The 18781-nt window shown below is 72.6% G+C and carries 14 protein-coding genes; 4 read left to right on the top strand and 10 right to left on the bottom strand.

The features are described 5' to 3' along the window. Positions 1–645 precede the first annotated feature (645 nt). The 7 genes from Aeryth_RS12815 to uppS all read right to left on the bottom strand — a co-directional run bounded on the left by Aeryth_RS12815 (position 646) and on the right by uppS (position 10916). On the bottom strand, positions 646–1992 hold the full coding sequence (locus Aeryth_RS12815; RefSeq protein WP_067859359.1) for a DUF2079 domain-containing protein: 1347 nt from the start codon (positions 1990–1992) through the stop codon (positions 646–648). After that, entirely contained in the window at positions 1989–3200 is a 1212-nt protein-coding gene (locus Aeryth_RS12820) for an ABC transporter ATP-binding protein (RefSeq protein ID WP_067859362.1), read from the bottom strand. Before Aeryth_RS12820 ends, Aeryth_RS12815 begins: the two co-directional genes overlap by 4 nt. Further along, positions 3197–4165, bottom strand: a complete 969-nt coding sequence (locus Aeryth_RS12825; protein ID WP_067859366.1) for an ABC transporter permease subunit — start codon at positions 4163–4165, stop codon at positions 3197–3199. Before Aeryth_RS12825 ends, Aeryth_RS12820 begins: the two co-directional genes overlap by 4 nt. Continuing rightward, positions 4162–5142 carry an ABC transporter permease subunit gene (locus Aeryth_RS12830; RefSeq protein ID WP_158509210.1) on the bottom strand — a complete coding sequence of 327 codons (981 nt, stop codon included), beginning with the start codon at positions 5140–5142 and terminating at the stop codon, positions 4162–4164. Before Aeryth_RS12830 ends, Aeryth_RS12825 begins: the two co-directional genes overlap by 4 nt. Beyond that, the gene (locus Aeryth_RS12835) at positions 5139–6377 is read right to left on the bottom strand and encodes a sugar ABC transporter substrate-binding protein (protein WP_144433774.1); all 1239 of its coding nucleotides are present in this window, start codon (positions 6375–6377) and stop codon (positions 5139–5141) included. Before Aeryth_RS12835 ends, Aeryth_RS12830 begins: the two co-directional genes overlap by 4 nt. Before the next feature lie 85 nt (positions 6378–6462). After that, the gene (locus tag Aeryth_RS12840) at positions 6463–7812 is read right to left on the bottom strand and encodes a PhoH family protein (protein WP_067859375.1); all 1350 of its coding nucleotides are present in this window, start codon (positions 7810–7812) and stop codon (positions 6463–6465) included. 2330 nt (positions 7813–10142) lie between these two features. Then, positions 10143–10916: a polyprenyl diphosphate synthase gene (uppS, locus tag Aeryth_RS12845; protein WP_083516438.1), complete on the bottom strand. Its 774-nt coding sequence runs from the start codon at positions 10914–10916 to the stop codon at positions 10143–10145. A gap of 44 nt (positions 10917–10960) precedes the next feature. Here uppS and trhA point away from each other — a divergent pair, with 44 nt between their 5' ends. Together trhA and Aeryth_RS12855 are read left to right on the top strand one after the other, a co-directional pair. Continuing rightward, the gene (gene trhA, locus Aeryth_RS12850) at positions 10961–11662 is read left to right on the top strand and encodes a PAQR family membrane homeostasis protein TrhA (RefSeq protein ID WP_083516439.1); all 702 of its coding nucleotides are present in this window, start codon (positions 10961–10963) and stop codon (positions 11660–11662) included. Continuing rightward, a complete protein-coding gene (locus Aeryth_RS12855) occupies positions 11659–14226 on the top strand; it encodes a DEAD/DEAH box helicase (protein ID WP_067859379.1) in 2568 nt (855 codons plus the stop codon). The genes trhA and Aeryth_RS12855 overlap by 4 nt, the downstream gene beginning before the upstream one ends. A 284-nt stretch (positions 14227–14510) precedes the next feature. On the opposite strand, the gene Aeryth_RS12860 is transcribed toward Aeryth_RS12855, so the two are convergent. Continuing rightward, entirely contained in the window at positions 14511–16529 is a 2019-nt protein-coding gene (locus tag Aeryth_RS12860; protein WP_067859382.1) for a thioredoxin domain-containing protein, read from the bottom strand. 174 nt (positions 16530–16703) lie between these two features. On the opposite strand from Aeryth_RS12860, the gene Aeryth_RS12865 reads away from it, so the two are divergent. Next, on the top strand, positions 16704–17144 hold the full coding sequence (locus tag Aeryth_RS12865) for a hypothetical protein (protein WP_144433775.1): 441 nt from the start codon (positions 16704–16706) through the stop codon (positions 17142–17144). On the opposite strand, the gene Aeryth_RS12870 is transcribed toward Aeryth_RS12865, so the two are convergent. Next, a complete protein-coding gene (locus Aeryth_RS12870; RefSeq protein WP_067859388.1) occupies positions 17131–17379 on the bottom strand; it encodes a hypothetical protein in 249 nt (82 codons plus the stop codon). The two genes, Aeryth_RS12865 and Aeryth_RS12870, sit on opposite strands and share 14 nt — an antisense overlap. Before the next feature lie 34 nt (positions 17380–17413). Beyond that, positions 17414–18286, bottom strand: a complete 873-nt coding sequence (gene mca / locus Aeryth_RS12875; RefSeq protein ID WP_067859391.1) for a mycothiol conjugate amidase Mca — start codon at positions 18284–18286, stop codon at positions 17414–17416. 104 nt (positions 18287–18390) lie between these two features. On the opposite strand from mca, the gene Aeryth_RS12880 reads away from it, so the two are divergent. Further along, positions 18391–18768 (top strand): DUF4307 domain-containing protein, encoded by a 378-nt coding sequence (locus Aeryth_RS12880; RefSeq protein ID WP_067859394.1) that lies wholly within the window; start codon positions 18391–18393, stop codon positions 18766–18768. Positions 18769–18781: the final 13 nt, after the last annotated feature.

Raw genomic sequence — 18781 nt, forward strand, 5'->3', positions numbered from 1 at the left:
CTCGATACGCCCGGAGCACGCTCGTCCCTCGCGGCTCCGCGCTACTCGACCAGCGGCAGGATCCGCTGGTCGAGTAGCAGGGACGAGCTTGCGAAGTCCTGACGTATCGAGACCACCCGACAACGGCTCAGCGCGACCCAACCACCAGCGTCTGCTTGGAATGGTCTCGATACGCCCGGAGCACGCTCGTCCCTCGCGGCTCCGCGCTACTCGACCAGCGGCAGGATCCGCTGGTCGAGTAGTCAGGACGAGCTTGCGAAGTCCTGCGTATCGAGACCACCCGGCAACGGCCCAGCGCGACCCAACCCCCAGCGACAGCCCAGAGTGGTCTCGATACGCCCGGAGCACGCTCGTCCCTCGCGGCTCCGCGCTACTCGACCAGCGGAACCCGCCGCTGGTCGAGTAGTCAGGACGAGCTTGCGAAGTCCTGACGTATCGAGACCACCCGACAACGGCCCAGCGCGACCCAACCCCCAGCGACAGCCCAGAGTGGTCTCGATACACCTCCCCTCGCTAGCGCTCGTGGAGGCACTCGACCAGCGCAACCCGCCGCCGGTCGAGCAGTCAGGACGAACGTGCGAAGTCCTGACGTATCGAGACCACCCGGCAACGGCCCAGCGCAGGCCAATCCCAGCGGCACCGCGTTCAGGCGCGGCGGGCGAGCTGGTAGCCGTCGGCGTCCCAGACGGTCACCCAGGTGCCGCCGAAGGTCTGCTCGGCCCAGGTGCGGGCGTCCGGGGGCGAGCCGACGCCGGCCCACTGGTCGAGCAGGACGTACTCCGGCTCGCCGTCGGGGAGCGGGGCGGTGCCGACCGTGCCGAGCCAGTAGACGTCGTGGTCCGTGGCGAGGTGCGTGATGACGCCGATGTCGGTCACGACCGACGCGCCGTCGGGCACCATGTCGACCACGCGCTGGGCGACCGCCGCGCGGTCGGGCACCTCGTACGTCTCCCCCCGGGTCAGCGCCCACAGCGGCGTCGACGGCAGCAGCGCGAGCGACACGACGAGCGCGGGCACCGCCGTCCACCGCACGGGCGGGTAGCGCCGCATGGTGTCGACGGCCGCGACGAACACGATCGGCATGAGGAGCAGCGAGTAGTGCCAGTCGGTGCCCCAGTAGTACGGGTTGTCGCCGACGAAGCGCCACGCGAACGTCGGCAGCACGAGCAGCACCCAGGGCGACCCGAGCGCCGCCAGACCGGTCACCGCGAGCGTCACCAGCACCGTGAGGGCCTTGCGACCCGGCTCGTCGAGCAGGGTCGCGACCACGCCGCGGTCGCCCCCGACGCTGGACGCGTAGTCGTAGACGCCGCCGGGGTTCACCGACGGCAGCACGACGAGCACGACGAGCGCCGCGCTCACCACGCCGGCCGCCGCGAGCAGCGTGCCACGACGACGCTCGCCGGCGAGCATGAGCACGAGCCCGATGACGAGCACCGTCGCGCCCATGTCCTCCTTGACGAGCAGGAGCGGCAGCGACCAGCCCACGACGGCGTTCCAGCGGCGGTCGAGGTACGCCGAGCCTGCCAGCGCGAGCAGCGGGGCGCCGAACGCGACCTCGTGGAAGTCCGACTGCACGGCCGCGGAGATGCCGAAGGAGATGCCGTAGGCGACGGCGAGCATCGCGCCCGCCCACGGACCGGCGTGCCGCACCGCCAGCCGGCTGACGACCAGCACCGACACCCCGATCAGCACGGCCTGCGCGACGAGCAGGGTCTGGGCCGACGGCCACAGCCGGTAGAACGGCGCCACGAGCGCCGTGATCGGCGAGAAGTGGTCGCCGAGGATGTTGAAGCCCGGGCCCTTGATGTCGACGATCGGCAGTCCGAGGTGCGCGTAGCCGCGGATCGCCTGCTCGAAGATCGCGTTGTCCCAGGAGGTGGGGTCGAAGCGGCGGAACCGCAGCAGCGACAGCGTCGTGTAGGCGGCCGTGCACAGCAGGGCCCAGAGGGACGGCAGGGACCGTGCGACGGTCCCGAGGCGCGCGCTCACGACCCGCGCAGGCGCGCGCCGGTCGCGACGTCGAACACCAGCACCTGCGAGCGCGGCACGGCCAGCCGGACCGTGTCGCCCGCCCGGCGGCGGTCGGCGGCCGGCAACTCGGCGACGAAGAAGTTCTGGAAGAGGTCGAAGTCGAGCTCGTCCTCGACGTCCTCGAGCATGGCCTGGACGTCGTCGTCGAGGTCGTACCCGACGTAGACGAGCTGCGTGCCGCCGCGCCACTCGACGTCGTCGACCTCGCCGACGACCTCGACCTTGGTCTCGGCCTCGGCCTGGGCCGCGATCGCGCCGGCGGTCAGGGGGGCGTCGGTCGGGGCCGGGTCGGCAGCGGGTGCCGCCTCCTCGCAGTGCTCGGGGCGCACCCCCACGACGACGTGGCTGCGATCGCCGAGGGCGTCCCGCGCCGCGGCGTCGAGCGGGATGGTCAGGACCGGCGTCACGAGACGGCCGTCCTCGACCGTGGCCGGCAGCAGGTTCATCGCGGGCTGCCCGAGGAAGGCGGCGACGAAGAGGTCGGCGGGGTCGGCGTAGACCTCGTCGGGCGTCCCCGTCTGGTGCACGACGCCGCGGTGCATGACGGCCACGCGGTCGGCGAGGGTGAGCGCCTCGTCGGGGCGCGACGTGGTGAACAGCGACGTCCGACCCTCGTCGCGCTGCCACTGCAGGGTGACCGACCGGACGTGCGTGCGGACCCGGTCGGCCTGCGCGCTGAACGGGTCGTCGAACAGGTAGCCCAGGGCGTCGCGCACGAGCCCACGGCCGATGGCGACGCGCTGACGCTGGGCCGGCTCGAGCTCGGCGGGCTTGGCGTCGAGGAGCGAGTCGAGGGCGAGGAAGGCGGCGACCTCGTCGATCCGTTCCGCGAGCGCCACCTTGTCGTACCCGCGGCGCAGCCGGGTCGCGAAGGCCAGGTTGTCGTGGACGTCGAGATGGGGGTGGAGCACGTAGTCCTGGAGCACGAGCGCGAGGTCACGGTCGCGGGGGCCTACCGCGTTCACGACGATGTCGTCGAGCAGCACGTCGCCCTCGGTCTGCTCCTCCAGGCCCACGAGCACGCGAAGCACGGCCGACTTGCCGGCGCCGGCCGGGCCGCAGAGCGCCGTCGTGCTGCCGTCGGGCACCACGAGGTCGAGCCCGTCGAGCAGCGGCGTGCCGTCGAGGGCGTCCAGGCGCACGCCCCTCAGCTCCATCGAGGTCATGGGTGGTCCCTTCCGATCAGGCGGCGGACGCGGCGGGGCGCGACCGCGAGGAGGACGATGACGGGCAGCAGCCACAGCAGCCCGACCGCCGCGGCCTGCGCGGGCGGCACCTGCCCGAGGAGCAGGGTGGCGGGCAGCGTGCGGGCGTCTGGCGTGGGTCCCAGGGCGGCGCCGAGCACCACGTCCTGGGCCGACAGCACCCACACGAGGGCGGCGACGACGAGCAGGTCGGGCAGCAGCACCGGCACGGCGAACGCGCGCAGCTCCTGCCGGCGGTCGGCGCCGTCGCTGCGGATCGAGTCGCGCAGCGACCACGGGGCGTCGCGCAGGACGGGGATGCTGAGGAAGACGGCCAGCGGGACGGCGACGAGCAGCAGGACCGGCGCGACCGCCCAGCGGGAGCCGAGCAGGCCGAGGGCGTCGGCCGTGTCCGACCACGGTCCGGCGAAGGCGACGAGCGGCAGCAGCAGGACCCCCACCACGACGACGGGGACGGCCCGACCCCCGCGCACCCGACGACGCGCCAGCGCGTAGGCCGCCGGGACGGCGACGAGCATCGCGACGACGGTGGCCGCGGTGGCGACGACGACGCTGGTGAGCGCGGCCTCGCGCACGTCGTCGCGCCGCAGCGCGTCGCCGAGGACGGACCAGCGCGGGCTCGACGGGAGCATCGACGTCGCCGCCGTGCCCGACGGGGTGAGGGCGACGGCTGCGGTCCACCACAAGGGCGCGACGGTGCCCACCACGGCCAGCTCGAGACCGAGCACCGCCCACAGCGACAGCCGACGGCGGGTGTCGGCGACGAGCACGCCGACGGCGCCCGTGCCCATGAGGACGGCCGCGACGGCGACCCAGAGCCAGCGGTCGGCGCCCGTGACGACGAGGACGCCGACGTTGGCGAGCACGAAGCCGACGACGAACGCGGTGCCGGCGGCCCACAGCCGGGAGCGGACGGTGGGGTTCACGCACGCCTCCCGGGTCGCAGGACGGCGACGAGGACGGCTGCGACCAGGCCCGCCAGCACCAACAGCAGGACGCCGGAGGCTGCTCCGAGACCTCGCTCGAAGCTCTCGAAGGTCGTCTCCCACGTCAGCACGGGCACGGTGCGCACCCCGCCGGAGGGCGCCGCGAGCAGCGGACCCTCCAGCGCGCGGAGCGCGTCCGTCGCGCGGTAGAGGACGGCCACCGCCACGGCCGGCGCGGCGGCGGGCCACGTGACGCGCAGGAGCCGCTGCCACGAGGTGGCGCCGTCGGCCACGGCCGAGTCGATGAGCCGACGGTCGACGCGCGTGAGTCCGACGAGCAGGATCACCGCCGTCACGCCCGTGCCGCGCCAGACCTCGCCCGCCACCACGGCGAACGCCGCCGCAGCGCTCGACCCGCCGTCGTAGCCGAACCACGCGGGACCGACGCCCGAGGTGACGGCGTCGCGCCACACCGAGGCCGTCACGACGGGCAGCAGCGCGAACGGTGCGAGCAGCAGCACCGACACCACGGCCAGCGGCAGGCGCAGCCGACGGATGCTCGCGGCCACGACGGAGGCGAGCACGAGCTGCACGCCGACGGCCACGACGACGAGCAGCAGCGTCACCGACACGGCGAGCCACCAGGAGCGGTCGCCGAGCAGGCCGGTCAGGTTGTCGAGCCCCACGAAAGTGTCGTCGCCGACGGTGCTCGACGAGCGCCGCAGGGAGGTCCAGAGCAGGAGGCCGAGCGGCCAGAGCGTCAGGGCCGCGAGGACCAGCGCCGTCGGCGCCAGCAGCGGCCAGCCCGAGCGTCGGCGTCGGGGCGACGCCGCTGCACGACGACGGCGTCGTCGCCGCGTGGGCGCCGGACCGATCGGGGCGAGGTCGTGCTCCTCGTCCGCGGTCACGGCCGTCGACGTCTCGACCACGTCGGCCGGCTCCGGCTGCTGGGGCTGGACGGGCTGCTCGGTGCTCACGGCAGCCTCCCGGCGACGGCGTCGCGGACCGCCGCCTGGGAACGGCGCGGGGTGGCCGACCCGACCGAGGAGATCGGCGTCCACGTCTTCACGAGCGCCGCCCGCGCCTGCATCCAGTACGGGGTGGACGGCAGCGTGACCGCGCTGTCGACGGCCGGACGGGTGACGTCGGCGAGCGGATACCCGGCCTTCACGGCATCGAGGTCGTAGGTGCTCACACGCGCCGCGCTGTGCCCCGAGCCGGTCATGACCGAGGCGAGGAGGTCGTCGGAGGTCAGGCACGAGATCGCCTCGTACGACAGCGACGTGTCGGGCGCGAACAACGGCACGGCGAGCGCGACCCCCGTGCTGGGCGCGGCCGGCGTGCCGTCGACCTCGGGGAACGCCGCCCACTGCAGGTCGCTGGCCACGGGTGCGACGGCAGGGTCGGAGACGAACGAGCTGGGCGCGAGCACGAACCCCCCGCGGCGCGCGAGCCCCTCAGCGGCGTCGACCGACGGATCGGCGCCGAGACCGGACCGGCCCAGCCGGCTCACGATGCGGGCGGCCGTGCGGCCGGCCGCGGAGTCCAGACCCACCTCAGGACTGCGTCCGGCGCCCTTCAGCAGCGTGCCACCGGCGCCGGCGACGAGCGCGTCCACCCACGCCGCGAGGCCCTCGCCGTCGGGGTCGTCGACGAGCACCTGGCGACCGGTGCGCTCGGCACCCGTCAGCAGGTCGTCCCACGAGACCGGCTTGGTCGTGTCGAGCCCGGCCCGTTCGGCCGTGTTGCCCCGCCACCACAGCAGCCACGGGTCGAAGGTCCAGGGCGCGGCGACGACCAGCCCGTCGACCGTCACCGAGCGCAGCGCGGCCGGTGCGACGTCCTGCGCGAACGGGGTCTTGAGGTCCTCCGGGACGGGCGCGAGCACCTGCGCGGCCGCCATCTCCGCGCTCCACGCGGTGTCCATGCTGAACAGGTCGATCGAGTCGTCCTTCGCGAGCAGCCGGCGCATCAGCGTCGCGTGCCGCTCCTCGACGTCGTCGGGCAGCCGCTCGACCTCGATGCGGTAGTCGCCGCCGGAGCCCTCGCTGCAGGTCTGCGCGAGCGCGTCGACGTCGGCGCGCTCGGGGCCCACGTACCAGTGCAGCACGGGCACGTCGTCGACGGCGTCCTCGTCGGGTGAGCCGCCGCAGGCGGCCGCGAGCAGCATGGAGGCAGCGACGAACGCCGCGGACACGCCCCTCCTGGTCACGGGGTCACTCTGCCACAGCAGACCGCGTGCCGGACGTCGTTGCGACGTCCGGCACGCGGTGTCCGCATCCGCCTCCAGGAGGGCGTCAGATGCCGATGTCCTCCAGCATCTCGGTGACCAGCGCGGCGACAGGCGACCGCTCGGACCGGGTGAGGGTGACGTGCGCGAACAGCGGGTGGCCCTTGAGCTTCTCGACCACCGCGACGACGCCGTCGTGGCGTCCGACGCGCAGGTTGTCGCGCTGCGCGACGTCGTGGGTCAGGACCACCTTGGAGTTCGCGCCGATGCGCGAGAGCACCGTGAGGAGCACGTTGCGCTCCAGCGACTGCGCCTCGTCGACGATGACGTACGCGTCGTGCAGCGACCGACCCCGGATGTGGGTCAGCGGCAGGACCTCGAGCATCCCGCGGTCGAGAATCTCGTCGACGACGTGCGGCGACGCGACGGCGCCGAGGGTGTCGAACACGGCCTGCGCCCAGGGCCCCATCTTCTCGTCGGAGCTGCCCGGCAGGTAGCCGAGCTCCTGCCCGCCGACCGCATACAGCGGACGGAACACGACGACCTTCTTGTGCTGACGGCGCTCCATGACCGCCTCGAGGCCCGCGCAGATCGCGAGCGCCGACTTGCCGGTGCCGGCGCGGCCACCGAGCGACACGATCCCGACCTCGGGGTCGAGGAGCAGGTCGAGCGCGACGCGCTGCTCGGCCGAGCGGCCGTGCAGGCCGAACGCGTCGCGGTCGCCGCGGACCAGCTGCACCCGCTTGTCGGGCGTGATCCGGCCGAGCCCGCTGCCCTTGTCCGACAGCAGCACCAACCCCGTGTGGCACGGGAGGTCGCGCGCGGTCTCGTCGTCCAGGAGGGCGACGTCGAGGCTGCCCTCCTCATACAGCGCGTCGAGGTCGGCGGAGTCGACCTCGAGCTCGCGCATGCCGGTCCAGCCGGACTCGAGGGCCAGCTCGGCGCGGTACTCCTCCGCCGACAGGCCGACCGCCGACGCCTTGACCCGCATCGGCAGGTCCTTGGAGACGAGCGTGACGTGGCGCCCCTCGTCGGCGAGGTTCTTCGCGACGGCGAGGATGCGCGTGTCGTTGTCGCCGAGGCGGAAGCCGGCGGGCAGGGCCTCGGGGTTGGTGTGGTTCAGCTCGACGCGGATCGTGCCGCCCTCCGTGCCGATGGGCAGGGGGACGTCGAGCATGCCGTGCTGGACGCGCAGGTCGTCGAGGAAGCGCAGTGCCGTGCGGGCGAAGTAGCCGAGCTCGGGGTGGTGGCGCTTGCCCTCGAGCTCGGTGATGACGACGACCGGGATGACGACCTCGTGCTCGTGGAAGCGATGCACCGCCCCTGGGTCGGCCAGCAGGACGCTGGTGTCGAGGACGTAGGTGCGGACTGCCTCGGCGGAGGTGGCGGCGGCGCTGACGGGCTGCTTGACAGTCATGTCTGACTCCCTGCGAAGAACCCGCGCGCCCCTGCGCCGGCCCTTCCCTACTCGGTGGGTGTGGGGCGGCTGGGCTCCGGGGCGAGCATCAACACCCTCGCAACGTACGTCCGCCCCCGTGCCCGGGCGCGGCGACACGCTGCGCGTCATGTAACGCCGAGATGAACTCTGCGCACCCACCACTCCGCGCATCCCGCCAGCGCGGGCCCAGCCCCAGCGTCGGCGTGGAGTGGTCTCGATACGCCCGGAGCACGCTCGTCCCTCGCGGCTCCGCGCTACTCGACCACCGGAATGTTCCGCTGGTCGAGTAGTGGCCACGCGCGAGGAACGAGCGCCGTGGCCGCGTATCGAGACCACCCGGCAACAGCCCAGCGCGAACCAACCCCCCAGCGCCCGCTTGGAGTGGTCTCGATACGCCGCCGCCAGCTCCTCCGTCGCGACGTCGGCTACTCGACCAGCGAAACGTTCCGCTGGTCGAGTAGCGGCGACGGCGAGCGCCAGCGAGCACGTCGCCGCGTATCGAGACCACCCGGCAACAGCCCAGCGCGAACCAACCCCCCAGCGCCCGCTTGGAGTGGTCTCGATACGCCGCCGCCAGCTCCTCCGTCGCGACGTCGACTACTCGACCAACGACACCCACCGCTGGTCGAGTAGCGGCGACGGCGAGCGCCAGCGAACTCGTCGCTGCGTATCGAGACCACCCGGCAACAGCCCAGCGCGAACCAACCCCCCAGCGCCCGCTTGGAGTGGTCTCGATACGCCGCCGCCAGCTCCTCCGTCGCGACGTCGACTACTCGACCAACGACACCCACCGCTGGTCGAGTAGCGGCGACGGCGAGCGCCAGCGAACTCGTCGCTGCGTATCGAGACCACCCGGCAACAGCCCAGCGCGAACCAACCCCCAGCGACAGCCCAGAGTGGTCTCGATACACCTCCCCTCGCTGGCGCTCGTGGAGGCACTCGACCAGCGGAAGGTTCCGCTGGTCGAGTAGCGGCGACGGCGAGCGCCAGCGAGCACGTCGCTGCGTATCGAGACCACCCGGCAACAGCCCAGCGCGAACCGACCGCCAGCGTCGGCGTGCAGTGGTCTCGATACGTCACCTCACGCCTCGTCCCTCGGCGGAGGCGACTACTCGACCAGCAACACCCACCGCTGGTCGAGTAGCGGCGACGGCGAGCGCCAGCGAGCACGTCGCTGCGTATCGAGACCACCCGGCAACAGCCCAGCGCGAACCAACCGCCAGCGCCCGCTTGGAGTGGTCTCGATACGCCGCCGCCAGCTCCTCCGTCGCGACGTCGACTACTCGACCAGCGACACCCACCGCTGGTCGAGTAGCGGCGACGGCGAGCGCCAGCGAGCACGTCGCTGCGTATCGAGACCACCTGGCAACAGCCCAGCGCGAACCAACCCCCAGCGACAGCCCAGAGTGGTCTCGATACGCCGCCGCCAGCTCCTCCGTCGCGGCGTCGACTACTCGACCAGCGGACCCCACCGCTGGTCGAGTAGCGGCGACGGCGAGCGCCAGCGAGCTCGTCGCTGCGTATCGAGACCACCCGGCAACAGCCCAGCGCGAACCAACCCCCAGCGACAGCCCAGAGTGGTCTCGATACATCTCCCCTCGCTGGCGCTCGTGGAGGCACTCGACCAGCGGTGGGGTCCGCTGGTCGAGTAGTCCGACCGGCGACGAAGGAGCCCCGGTCGGACGTATCGAGACCACCCGGCAACGGCCCAGCGCGGACCGGCCCCCAGCGACAGCCCAGAGTGGTCTCGATACGCCGCCGCCTGCTCCTTCGTCGCGACGTCGGCTACTCGACCAGCGACACCCACCGCTGGTCGAGTAGCGGCGACGGCGAGCGCCAGCGAGCACGTCGCCACGTATCGAGACCACCCGGCAACAGCCCAGCGCGAACCAACCCCCAGCGACAGCTCAGAGTGGTCTCGATACGCCCGGAGCACGCTCGTCCCTCGCGGCTCCGCGCTACTCGACCAGCGGTATCGCTGGTCGAGTAGCGGCGACGGCGAGCGCCAGCGAGCACGTCGCTGCGTACCGAGACCACCCGGCAACAGCCCAGCGCGAACCGACCCCCAGCGACAGCCCAGAGTGGTCTCGATACATCTCCCCTCGCTGGCGCTCGTGGAGGCACTCGACCAGCGGTGGGGTCCGCTGGTCGAGTAGTCCGACCGGCGACGAAGGAGCCCCGGTCGGACGTATCGAGACCACCCGGCAACAGCCCAGCGCGAACCAACCCCCCAGCGCCCGCTTGGAGTGGTCTCGATACGCCGCCGCCAGCTCCGTCGTCGCGACGTCGACTACTCGACCAGCGACAGCTCAGGCGCCGAAGCGGCGCTCGCGGGCGGCGTAGGAGCGCATCGCGCGGAGGAGGTCGACGCGGCGGAAGGCGGGCCAGAGGACGTCGGAGAAGTAGAACTCGCTGTGCACGCTCTGCCACAGCAGGAAGCCCGACAGCCGCTGCTCGCCCGACGTGCGGATGACGAGGTCGGGGTCGGGCTGGCCCTTCGTGTACAGGTGGTCGGCGATGTGGTCGACCTCGAGCGTCGCCGCGACCTCCTCCAGCGTGCGACCCTTGGCCGCCTCCGCGAGCAGGAGGGCACGCATGGCGTCGGTCAGCTCCTGCCGTCCGCCGTAGCCGACGCACACGTTGACGTGCATCAGGCCCTCGCCCGACGGCGACGCCGCGGCGGCGCGCTGCAGACGCGCGGAGGAGTCGGCGGGCAGTAGCTGGAGGTTGCCGATGAGCCGCACGTGCCAGCGTCCGTCCTCGGCGAGCCGTCCGACGAGGTCCTCGACCGCGTCGAGGATGCTCGCCAGCTCCGCCTCGGGGCGTTGCAGGTTGTCGGTCGACAGCACCCAGAACGTGACCGTCCCGACGCCCAGCTCGTGGCACCAGTCGAGGAACTCATCGACCTTCGCCGCACCCGCCCGGTAGCCCTGGTCGAGGCCCATGCGGGCGTCCTTCGCCCAGCGTCGGTTGCCGTCGACGATCGCGCCGACGTGGCGTGGCAGGCGATCGGGATCGAGGCGTCTGAGGAGCCGCCGCTCGTACGCGCCGTAGGCGACCTGGCTCAGACCCATGGACCTCATCTCATCACATCGGATGCTCAGGCCGAGGGGCTACTCTTCCCTCTATGCCACGGACCGATCTCGAAGCCACGACCGACGAGGTGTCCGACCGCATCCGGGACAACCTGGAGGAGATCAAGCCGAGGCTGCGCGGCTGGCTCCACGCGGGGACCGCACCCCTCGCCTTCATCTCCTTCCTCGTGATGATGGTGATCGCCGACGACACGCTCGTGCGGGCCGGCGTCGCGATCTTCATGGTGAGCGCGCTGCTGCTGTTCGGCTGCTCGGCGCTGTACCACACGCGCACCTGGTCCGACGAGGCTCGCATCGTGTGGAAGCGCATCGACCACGCCAACATCTTCCTGCTCATCGCCGGCTCGTACACGCCGTTCAGCCTGCTGCTGCTCGACACCCGGCAGGCCGTGATCATGCTGTCGCTCGTGTGGGGCGGGGCGCTGCTCGGTGTCGCGTTCCGCGTGTTCTGGGTGGGCGCGCCGCGCTGGATCTACGTGCCGCTGTACGTGCTGCTCGGCTGGGCCGCGGTGCTGTACTGGGGTGAGTTCGTCGACCAGGCCTCGACCGCGGTGCTGGTCCTCATGATCGTCGGCGGCGGTCTGTACACGCTGGGCGCGCTGGTCTACGGCTTCAAGTGGCCCGACCCGTTCCCGCGCTGGTACGGCTTCCACGAGGTGTTCCACACGCTCACGATCGCCGCGTTCATCGTGCACTACATCGGCGTGAGCCTGCTCGCCTACCAGCAGCGGTGAGCCCCGCGCTCCACGTCCCGGACGCCGCCACCCCCGACGACGTGTTCGACGCCGTCGAGGCGTGGGTCGACGCGCGCGGGATGAGCATGTACCCGGCGCAGGAGGAAGCGGTCCTCGAGCTGCTGTCGGGCTCGAACGTCGTGCTCGCCACGCCGACGGGCTCCGGCAAGAGCCTGGTGGCGACGGCGGCGATCGCGGGCGCCCTCGCCCGTGGCGAGTGCGCCGTGTACACGGCTCCGATCAAGGCGCTGGTGAGCGAGAAGTTCTTCGACCTCTGCGAGGTGTTCGGCGCCGAGGACGTCGGCATGCTCACGGGCGACGCCTCCGTCAACGCCGACGCGCCCGTGGTCGTGGCGACGGCGGAGGTGCTGGCGAACCTGGCGCTGCGCGAGGGTGCCGCCGCCGACATCGGCTTGGTGGTGATGGACGAGTTCCACTTCTACGCCGACCCCGACCGCGGATGGGCCTGGCAGGTGCCGCTCGTGGAGCTGCCGCGGGCGCAGGCGCTGCTGATGTCGGCGACGCTCGGCGACACCACCGCGTTGCGCGAGGACCTCACCCGCCGCACCGGTCGCGACACCGCGCTCGTGGCGTCGTCAGAACGGCCCGTCCCCCTGGTGAACGAGTACGTGATCTCGCCGGTGCAGGACGTCGTGACCGAGCTCGTGCAGACCGGACAGGCGCCCGTCTACATCGTGCACTTCACGCAGGCGTCAGCGCTGGAGCGTGCGCAGGCGCTCAGCAGCGTCGCCCTCGCGACGCGGGCGGAGCGCGACGAGATCGCCGAGGCGATCGGCAGCTTCCGCTTCACGTCGGCGTTCGGGAAGACCCTGTCGCGCCTGGTGCGCATGGGTATCGGCGTGCACCACGCGGGCATGCTGCCGCGCTACCGACGCCTGGTGGAGCGGCTCGCGCAGCAGGGTCTGCTCAAGGTCGTGTGCGGCACGGACACGCTCGGCGTCGGCATCAACGTGCCGATCCGCACGGTGCTGTTCAGCGGGCTGACGAAGTACGACGGTCGACGCCAGCGGCAGCTGCAGGTGCGGGAGTTCGCGCAGATCGCGGGCCGGGCCGGGCGCGCCGGGTACGACACCGTCGGCCACGTGGTGGTGCTCGCGCCCGAGCACGACATCGAGAACGCGAAGGCCATCGCGAAGGCCGGCGACGACCCGAAGAAGCTGCGCAAGGTGCAGCGCAAGAAGGCGCCCGAGGGGCACGTGTCGTGGAACGAGGCCACGTTCGACAAGCTCGTGAACGGCACGCCCGAGCCCCTCGTCCCACGCATGCAGATCACCCACGCGATGGTGCTCGACGTCGTGCAGCGTCCGGGCGACGCGGTCGCTGCGCTCGACCACCTCATCGAGGAGAGCGTGGTGCGCCCCGACGAGGTCGAGCGGCTGCAGGGTCGGGTGCGCGAGATCGTGGAGGCGCTGGTGGCCGGCGGGGTCGTCGAGCGGATCGGCGGGGGTGCCGGGCCCGGGGCGGCAGAAGGCACCGACGCTCCGGACGACCAGGGACGCACGCTGCGCCTCACCGTCGACCTGCAGCGCGACTTCGCGCTCAACCAGCCCCTCTCGCCGTTCGCGGTGGCCACGCTCGAGCTGCTCGACGTCGAGTCGCCCGAGTACGCGCTCGACGTGGTGTCGGTCATCGAGGCGACGTTGGAGGACCCGCGCCCGATCATCGCCGCCCAGGTGCACCGGGCGCGGGGCGAGGCCGTGGCGCAGATGAAGGCCGACGGCGTCGAGTACGACGAACGGATGGAGCTGCTCGAGGAGGTCGAGCACCCGAAGCCGCTGCAGGACCTGCTGGAGGCGGCGTACGAGACCTACCGCCAGGGTCACCCGTGGGTGGCCGACCACCCGCTGCGACCGAAGTCGGTCGTGCGCGAGATGGCCGAGCGCGCCATGACGTTCTCCGAGTTGGTGTCCGACTACGGTCTCGCGCGGTCGGAGGGCATGGTGCTGCGCTACCTGTCCGACGCATACAAGGCGCTCGAGCGGACGGTCCCCGCGGCGGCGCGCACGGAGGAGCTGACCGACCTGACGGCCTGGCTCGGCGAGCTGGTGCGCCAGACCGACTCGAGCCTGCTCGACGAGTGGGAGGCGTTGGTGAACCCCGCCGACCCCGAGAGCCTCGACCGCGCGCACGCGGTGGCCGACGGCGAGCAGACGATCCGTCCGGTCACGGCGAACGAGCGCGCGTTCCGGGTGCTGGTGCGCAACGCGCTGTTCCGGAGGGTGGAGCTCGCGGCGCTCGGCCGCTGGGACGCGCTCGGCGACCTCGATGGCGAGGCCGGGTGGGACGCCGACGCGTGGCGCGAGGCGCTCACCGCCTACCGGGCCGAGTACGACCACCTCGGCACCGGGCCCGAGGCGCGGGGCCCGAAGCTCCTCGACATCACCGTCGCGCACGGGCCGGACGGACGGCGCTGGCGGGTGCGGCAGACGTTCGACGACCCCGAGGGTCACCGCGACTGGGGCATCTCCGCTGAGGTCGACCTCGACGCCAGCGACGCGGCCGGCGAGGCCGTCGTGACGATCACCGACGTCGGCCCCGCCTGAGGCTCGTCAGCGGGCACCGTCGGCGACGCTCGGCAGGGCGTCGCCGACGGCCCCGTGCCCGTGCCACTCCCCTGGAGCACCTCAACACCGAGGTTCGAGGCACAGGTCCGGCGCCGGGCCCCTCGGGGGTGGGGCAGGCCGACGCCGGAGCTCAAGGACGCGGCGTGGCCCGTGCGGGCCGCGCTACGTATCCGTCTCGTGCCTCGACCGTACGGGTGGGCGCCGACCACCGGTAGCGTCGTTCACGGAACCTGAAGAAGGGTTGACGCGGACCGCCGCAGCCACTACGGCAGCAGCGCCGCCGGGTCGGTGACGGGCAGCGCGCACACGTGGTCGCGGCACACGTAGGCGGTGGCCCGACCGTCGACCGCGACCCTCTCCGCGAGCAGCGGCACGGCAGGCGTCGCCGTCTCCGCGGCCACGACCACGGCCGGCGACGTGCGCAGCAGCGCGGCCCGGTGCACGACCTCGCGCTCCCCGGCGTCGGGTCCGACCACGGCGATCTCGTCCGGGCCCGCCAGCAGGGCCTCTGCCGCGGCCAGCGTCCAGCCCGCGAACCGGGGCACCTTCTCCCCCAGCTGCGCCGCAGCGCGCACCGCGCGCTCGGCGGCCTCGCGGTAACGCGGCTCGCCCGTGACGGCGGCCAGCGCGACGAAGGCGTGCGCCGCGGCCGACGTGCCGGACGGGTAGGCGTTGTCGGAGGCGTCCTGCGGCCGCACGACGAGGTCGGAGGCGTCGTCGGCGGTGTCGAAGAAGCCGCCGTCGGGGGCGCCGAAGTGGTCGAGCACGCGGTCGAGCACGACCTGCGCCCGCTCCAGCCAGACCGCGTCGCCCGTGACACCCAGAGTCGCCACGAACGCCTCGGCGACGGTCGCGTGGTCCTCGAGGACCCCGGCGTGCTCACCTGCGACCCCGTCGCGCGACGCGCGCAGGACGTGGCCGCCGTCGCGCAGGTGCACGTCGGCCAACAGGGTCGCGGCCTGCACGGCTGCCTCGGTGTACCGCTCGTCCTCCAGCAGCACGCCCGCCTCGGCGAGGGCGATCACGGCCAGGCCGTTCCACGCGGCCACGACCTTGTCGTCGCGCGCCGGTCGGGTCCGCTGGGAGCGCGCGTCGAGCAGCCGCGCCCGGATCGTCGTCCACCGGTCCGGGTCGTCGGGGTCCTCCAGCAGCTGCAGGGTCGAGAAGCCGCGCTCGAACGTCCCCGCGCCCGTGACGCCGAGGAGCCGCGCCGTCCACGCGCCGTCGGAGGCGCCGAGCAGCCGCATCAGCTGGTTCGGGTTCCAGGCGTAGTAGGCGCCCTCGTGGACCGCGCCGCTCGGGTCGGCGCTGTCGGCGTCGAGCGCCGACGCGAAGCCGCCCTCGGGCGTGCCCAGCTCGGCGAGCAGGAAGCCGGCGGTCTCGGCGGCCACCCGGCGCGCGAACCCCTGACGTCGCTCGTCGCCGGAGGCCAGCTCGGCGCGCCACCAGTGGAGGTAGACCCGCAGCAGCTGCGCGTTGTCGTAGAGCATCTTCTCGAAGTGCGGCACCTGCCAGTACCGGTCGACGCCGTAGCGGGCGAACCCGCCGCCGAGCTGGTCGTACGTGCCGCTGCGCGCCATCGCCTCGCACGTCGTGCGCACCATCTCCAGCGAGCGCTCGGTCCCCGTGCGCGCCCAGTGACGCAGGCACGCCTCCAGCACCATCGACGGCGGGAACTTGGGGCTGCCGGCGTAGCCGCCTGCCTCGTCGTCGTGCTGGCTCGACAGCACCGCCTGCGCGGCGTCGAGCGTCTCGGCGTCCAGGGCCGAGCCACCCGCGTCGACGGTCTCACGCAGGTGCGCGAGCACGTCGGCACCCACCTGCATCACCTCGTCGCGGCGGTTCTCCCACGCGTCGGCCAGGGCCTGCAGCACCTGCGTGAACGCCGGGTGCCCCTGGCGCGGCTCCGGCGGGAAGTAGGTGCCGGCGAAGAACGGCTCGCCCGACGGCGCCAGCACGACCGTCATGGGCCAGCCACCCTGGCCGGTCATGGCCTGCGTGGCGCGCATGTACACCGCGTCGACGTCGGGCCGCTCCTCGCGGTCGACCTTCACGTTCACGAAGTGGTCGTTCATGAACTGCGCCGTCGCCGGGTCCTCGAACGACTCGTGCGCCATCACGTGGCACCAGTGGCACGCGGCGTAGCCGACGCTCAGCAGGATCGGGCGGTCGAGCGACGCGGCGAGCGCGAGCGCCTCCTCCCCCCACTCCCACCAGTCGACGGGATTGTCGGCGTGCTGCAGCAGGTACGGGCTGGTCGCGGCGCTGAGTCGGTTCGGCACACCTCAACCCTGCCAGGCACGCGCCCACCTCGCGCGCGACGCGGGTGAGGGGCGGCGACGCGGGAGGGTCGAGGATGCTGCGTTTGCTACGGGATCCCGGCATCAACGCAGAAGCGTTCGATCGCCAGCGCCCAGAGCGGTCGATGATCCGCCTCGTCCCGGTACCGTTCGCCCATGACACCCACCCAGGTCTGGTCGACGACTGTGGGAGCGGCGGCGCTGTCCGTCGTCCTCGGGGGCATCCTGCTCCCCGTGGCGTTCTTCTTCGCCTACGCCTTCCAGGACCCGATCGGAGTCGGGCAGCACGCCGTCTTCCTCGCTGGTGTGCTCGTGGCGGCGGGCGTCACGACCGGGATCGCGTGGGTCGTGTGCGCGGCGGCGACGGGGCAGCCTTGGGCTGCGGGAGTCGTGGTGGATGCCGCGACCGCGGCCACCTACGCCACCGCTCTGGCCGTCGGTACGGTCGTCAGCTTCGCGAACGAGGACCAAGGCTCGGTGACGGCCGACCAGCCGAGCCTGCCGTTCGTCGCCCTGATCGGGCTGTGCCTCGTCGTCATCGCCGTCGGCGCACGCGCTCTCGTGCGCGCCGGCCGGCCGCGCGTCAGTCTCGGCTGACCGGGCCCTCGTCCGTCGAGCGGCCGCGCGAGGTCGACGACGTCGTCTCGTCGGCGTCGCCCTCCCAGGGCTGCGCCGCACGCTTGGTGTGCTTCGCGAACGACTTGGCCAGGAAGAACACGGCCACGGCGAGCAGCGCGACGATCCCGAGGGCGAGCCAGCCGGGACGCACGATGTTCGGGTCGAGACCACGCGGCCGCTCGGCCGTCACCAGGTACGTCACGAGCTCGTTCATGCCGTCATCCTACGGGGCAGCGGCGCCGGCGACGTCAGCGCAGTCCGGCGAAGAGGTCGTCCTCCGGCACCGTCGTCTCGACCTTGGAGTCGACGAGCTGGTAGTCCTCCGTGGGCCACGCCTCGGCCTGCACCTCGTTGGGGACCGAGAAGAACCAGCCGTCCGGGTCGATCTGCGTGGCGTGGGCGAGCAGTGCGGCGTCGCGCACCGGGAAGTACTCGGCGCACTCGACCCGCGTGGTGAGCCGGGCCTCGTCCTCGGGCTTGCGCTCCCACTCCTTCATCCGCTCCGCGTACGGGTTCTCCAGGCCGTGCCGCTCGAGCGCCTCGGAGATGGCCGTGAGCTTCTGCCAGTTCCAACCGAGGTGGTAGTACAGCTTGCTGACCTGCCAGGCCTCGCCGAGCTCGGGGTGCCAGGTCGGGTCGGCCGCCTTCTCGTAGGCGAAGACGCTGATCTCGTGGCACTTGATGTGGTCGGGGTGGGGATAGCCGCCGTTCTCGTCGTACGTCGTGAGCACGTGCGGACGGAACGAGCGCACCAGGCGCACCAGCGGGACCGCCGCCTCCTCGACCGGGACCAGCCCGAAGCAGCCCTCCGGCAGGGGCGGCTTCGGGTCGCCCTCGGGCCACCCCGAGTCGACGAAGCCGAGCCAGTCCTGCTTCACGCCGAGGATCTCGCGCGCACGGTCCATCTCCTCGCGACGGATCTCCGTGATGAGCTCGGGGTTGTCCTCGATGCCCGGGTGCTTGAACTGCGGGTTCAAGATGCTGCCGCGCTCGCCACCCGTGCAGGTGACGACGTGCACGTCGATCCCTTCGGCGACGTAGCGGGCGGTCGACGCCGCACCCTTGCTCGACTCGTCGTCGGGGTGCGCGTGCACGTGCATGAGGCGCAGCTTCTCGGTCACCCGGCCAGTCTTCCATCGGACGGAGCACGATGCGGCGCGGGGCCCGTCGTTGGAGCGACGACGGCGGCACCCGGCGCCGTGGGGGCGCCTGGAACAATCGAGGGGTGAGCACCCTCGACGCACGCTACGGCCGACGCACCCGCGGCCGCTGGCTGTGGCCCACGGTCGCGGCCGTCGGTGTGCTCGTCGGCGTCGCGTGGGCGGCGTGGGTCGCGCTCGACACCGACCCGGTCTCCGGCGAGATCCACGGGTACACGGTCGAGTCGCCCACCCGGGTGGTGGCCACGCTCGACGTGCGTCGGCCCGACCCCGTGGCCGCTCGCTGCACGCTCTACGCGCAGGCGCTCGACCACTCCGTCGTCGGCGAGCGGACCATCGACGTCCCCGCCGGCCGGCGCGAGCGCACCCGTGTGACGGTGCCGATCACCACCGAGCGCGAGGCGGTCACCGCCGTCGTGAGGACGTGCCAAGTCTTGGACTGACTGCTAGGGTGGT

The sequence above is a fragment of the Aeromicrobium erythreum genome, from assembly GCF_001509405.1.
GTDB classification, from domain to species: domain Bacteria; phylum Actinomycetota; class Actinomycetes; order Propionibacteriales; family Nocardioidaceae; genus Aeromicrobium; species Aeromicrobium erythreum.

Excerpts from the sequence above, each read along its gene's own strand:
- Aeryth_RS12820 (WP_067859362.1), bottom strand. The coding sequence starts at position 3,200 with ATGACCTCGATGGAGCTGAGGGGCGTGCGCCTGGACGCCCTCGACGGC.
- Aeryth_RS12840 (WP_067859375.1), bottom strand. The coding sequence starts at position 7,812 with ATGACTGTCAAGCAGCCCGTCAGCGCCGCCGCCACCTCCGCCGAGGCA.
- uppS (WP_083516438.1), bottom strand. The coding sequence starts at position 10,916 with ATGAGGTCCATGGGTCTGAGCCAGGTCGCCTACGGCGCGTACGAGCGG.
- trhA (WP_083516439.1), top strand. The coding sequence starts at position 10,961 with ATGCCACGGACCGATCTCGAAGCCACGACCGACGAGGTGTCCGACCGC.
- Aeryth_RS12865 (WP_144433775.1), top strand. The coding sequence starts at position 16,704 with ATGACACCCACCCAGGTCTGGTCGACGACTGTGGGAGCGGCGGCGCTG.
- Aeryth_RS12870 (WP_067859388.1), bottom strand. The coding sequence starts at position 17,379 with ATGAACGAGCTCGTGACGTACCTGGTGACGGCCGAGCGGCCGCGTGGT.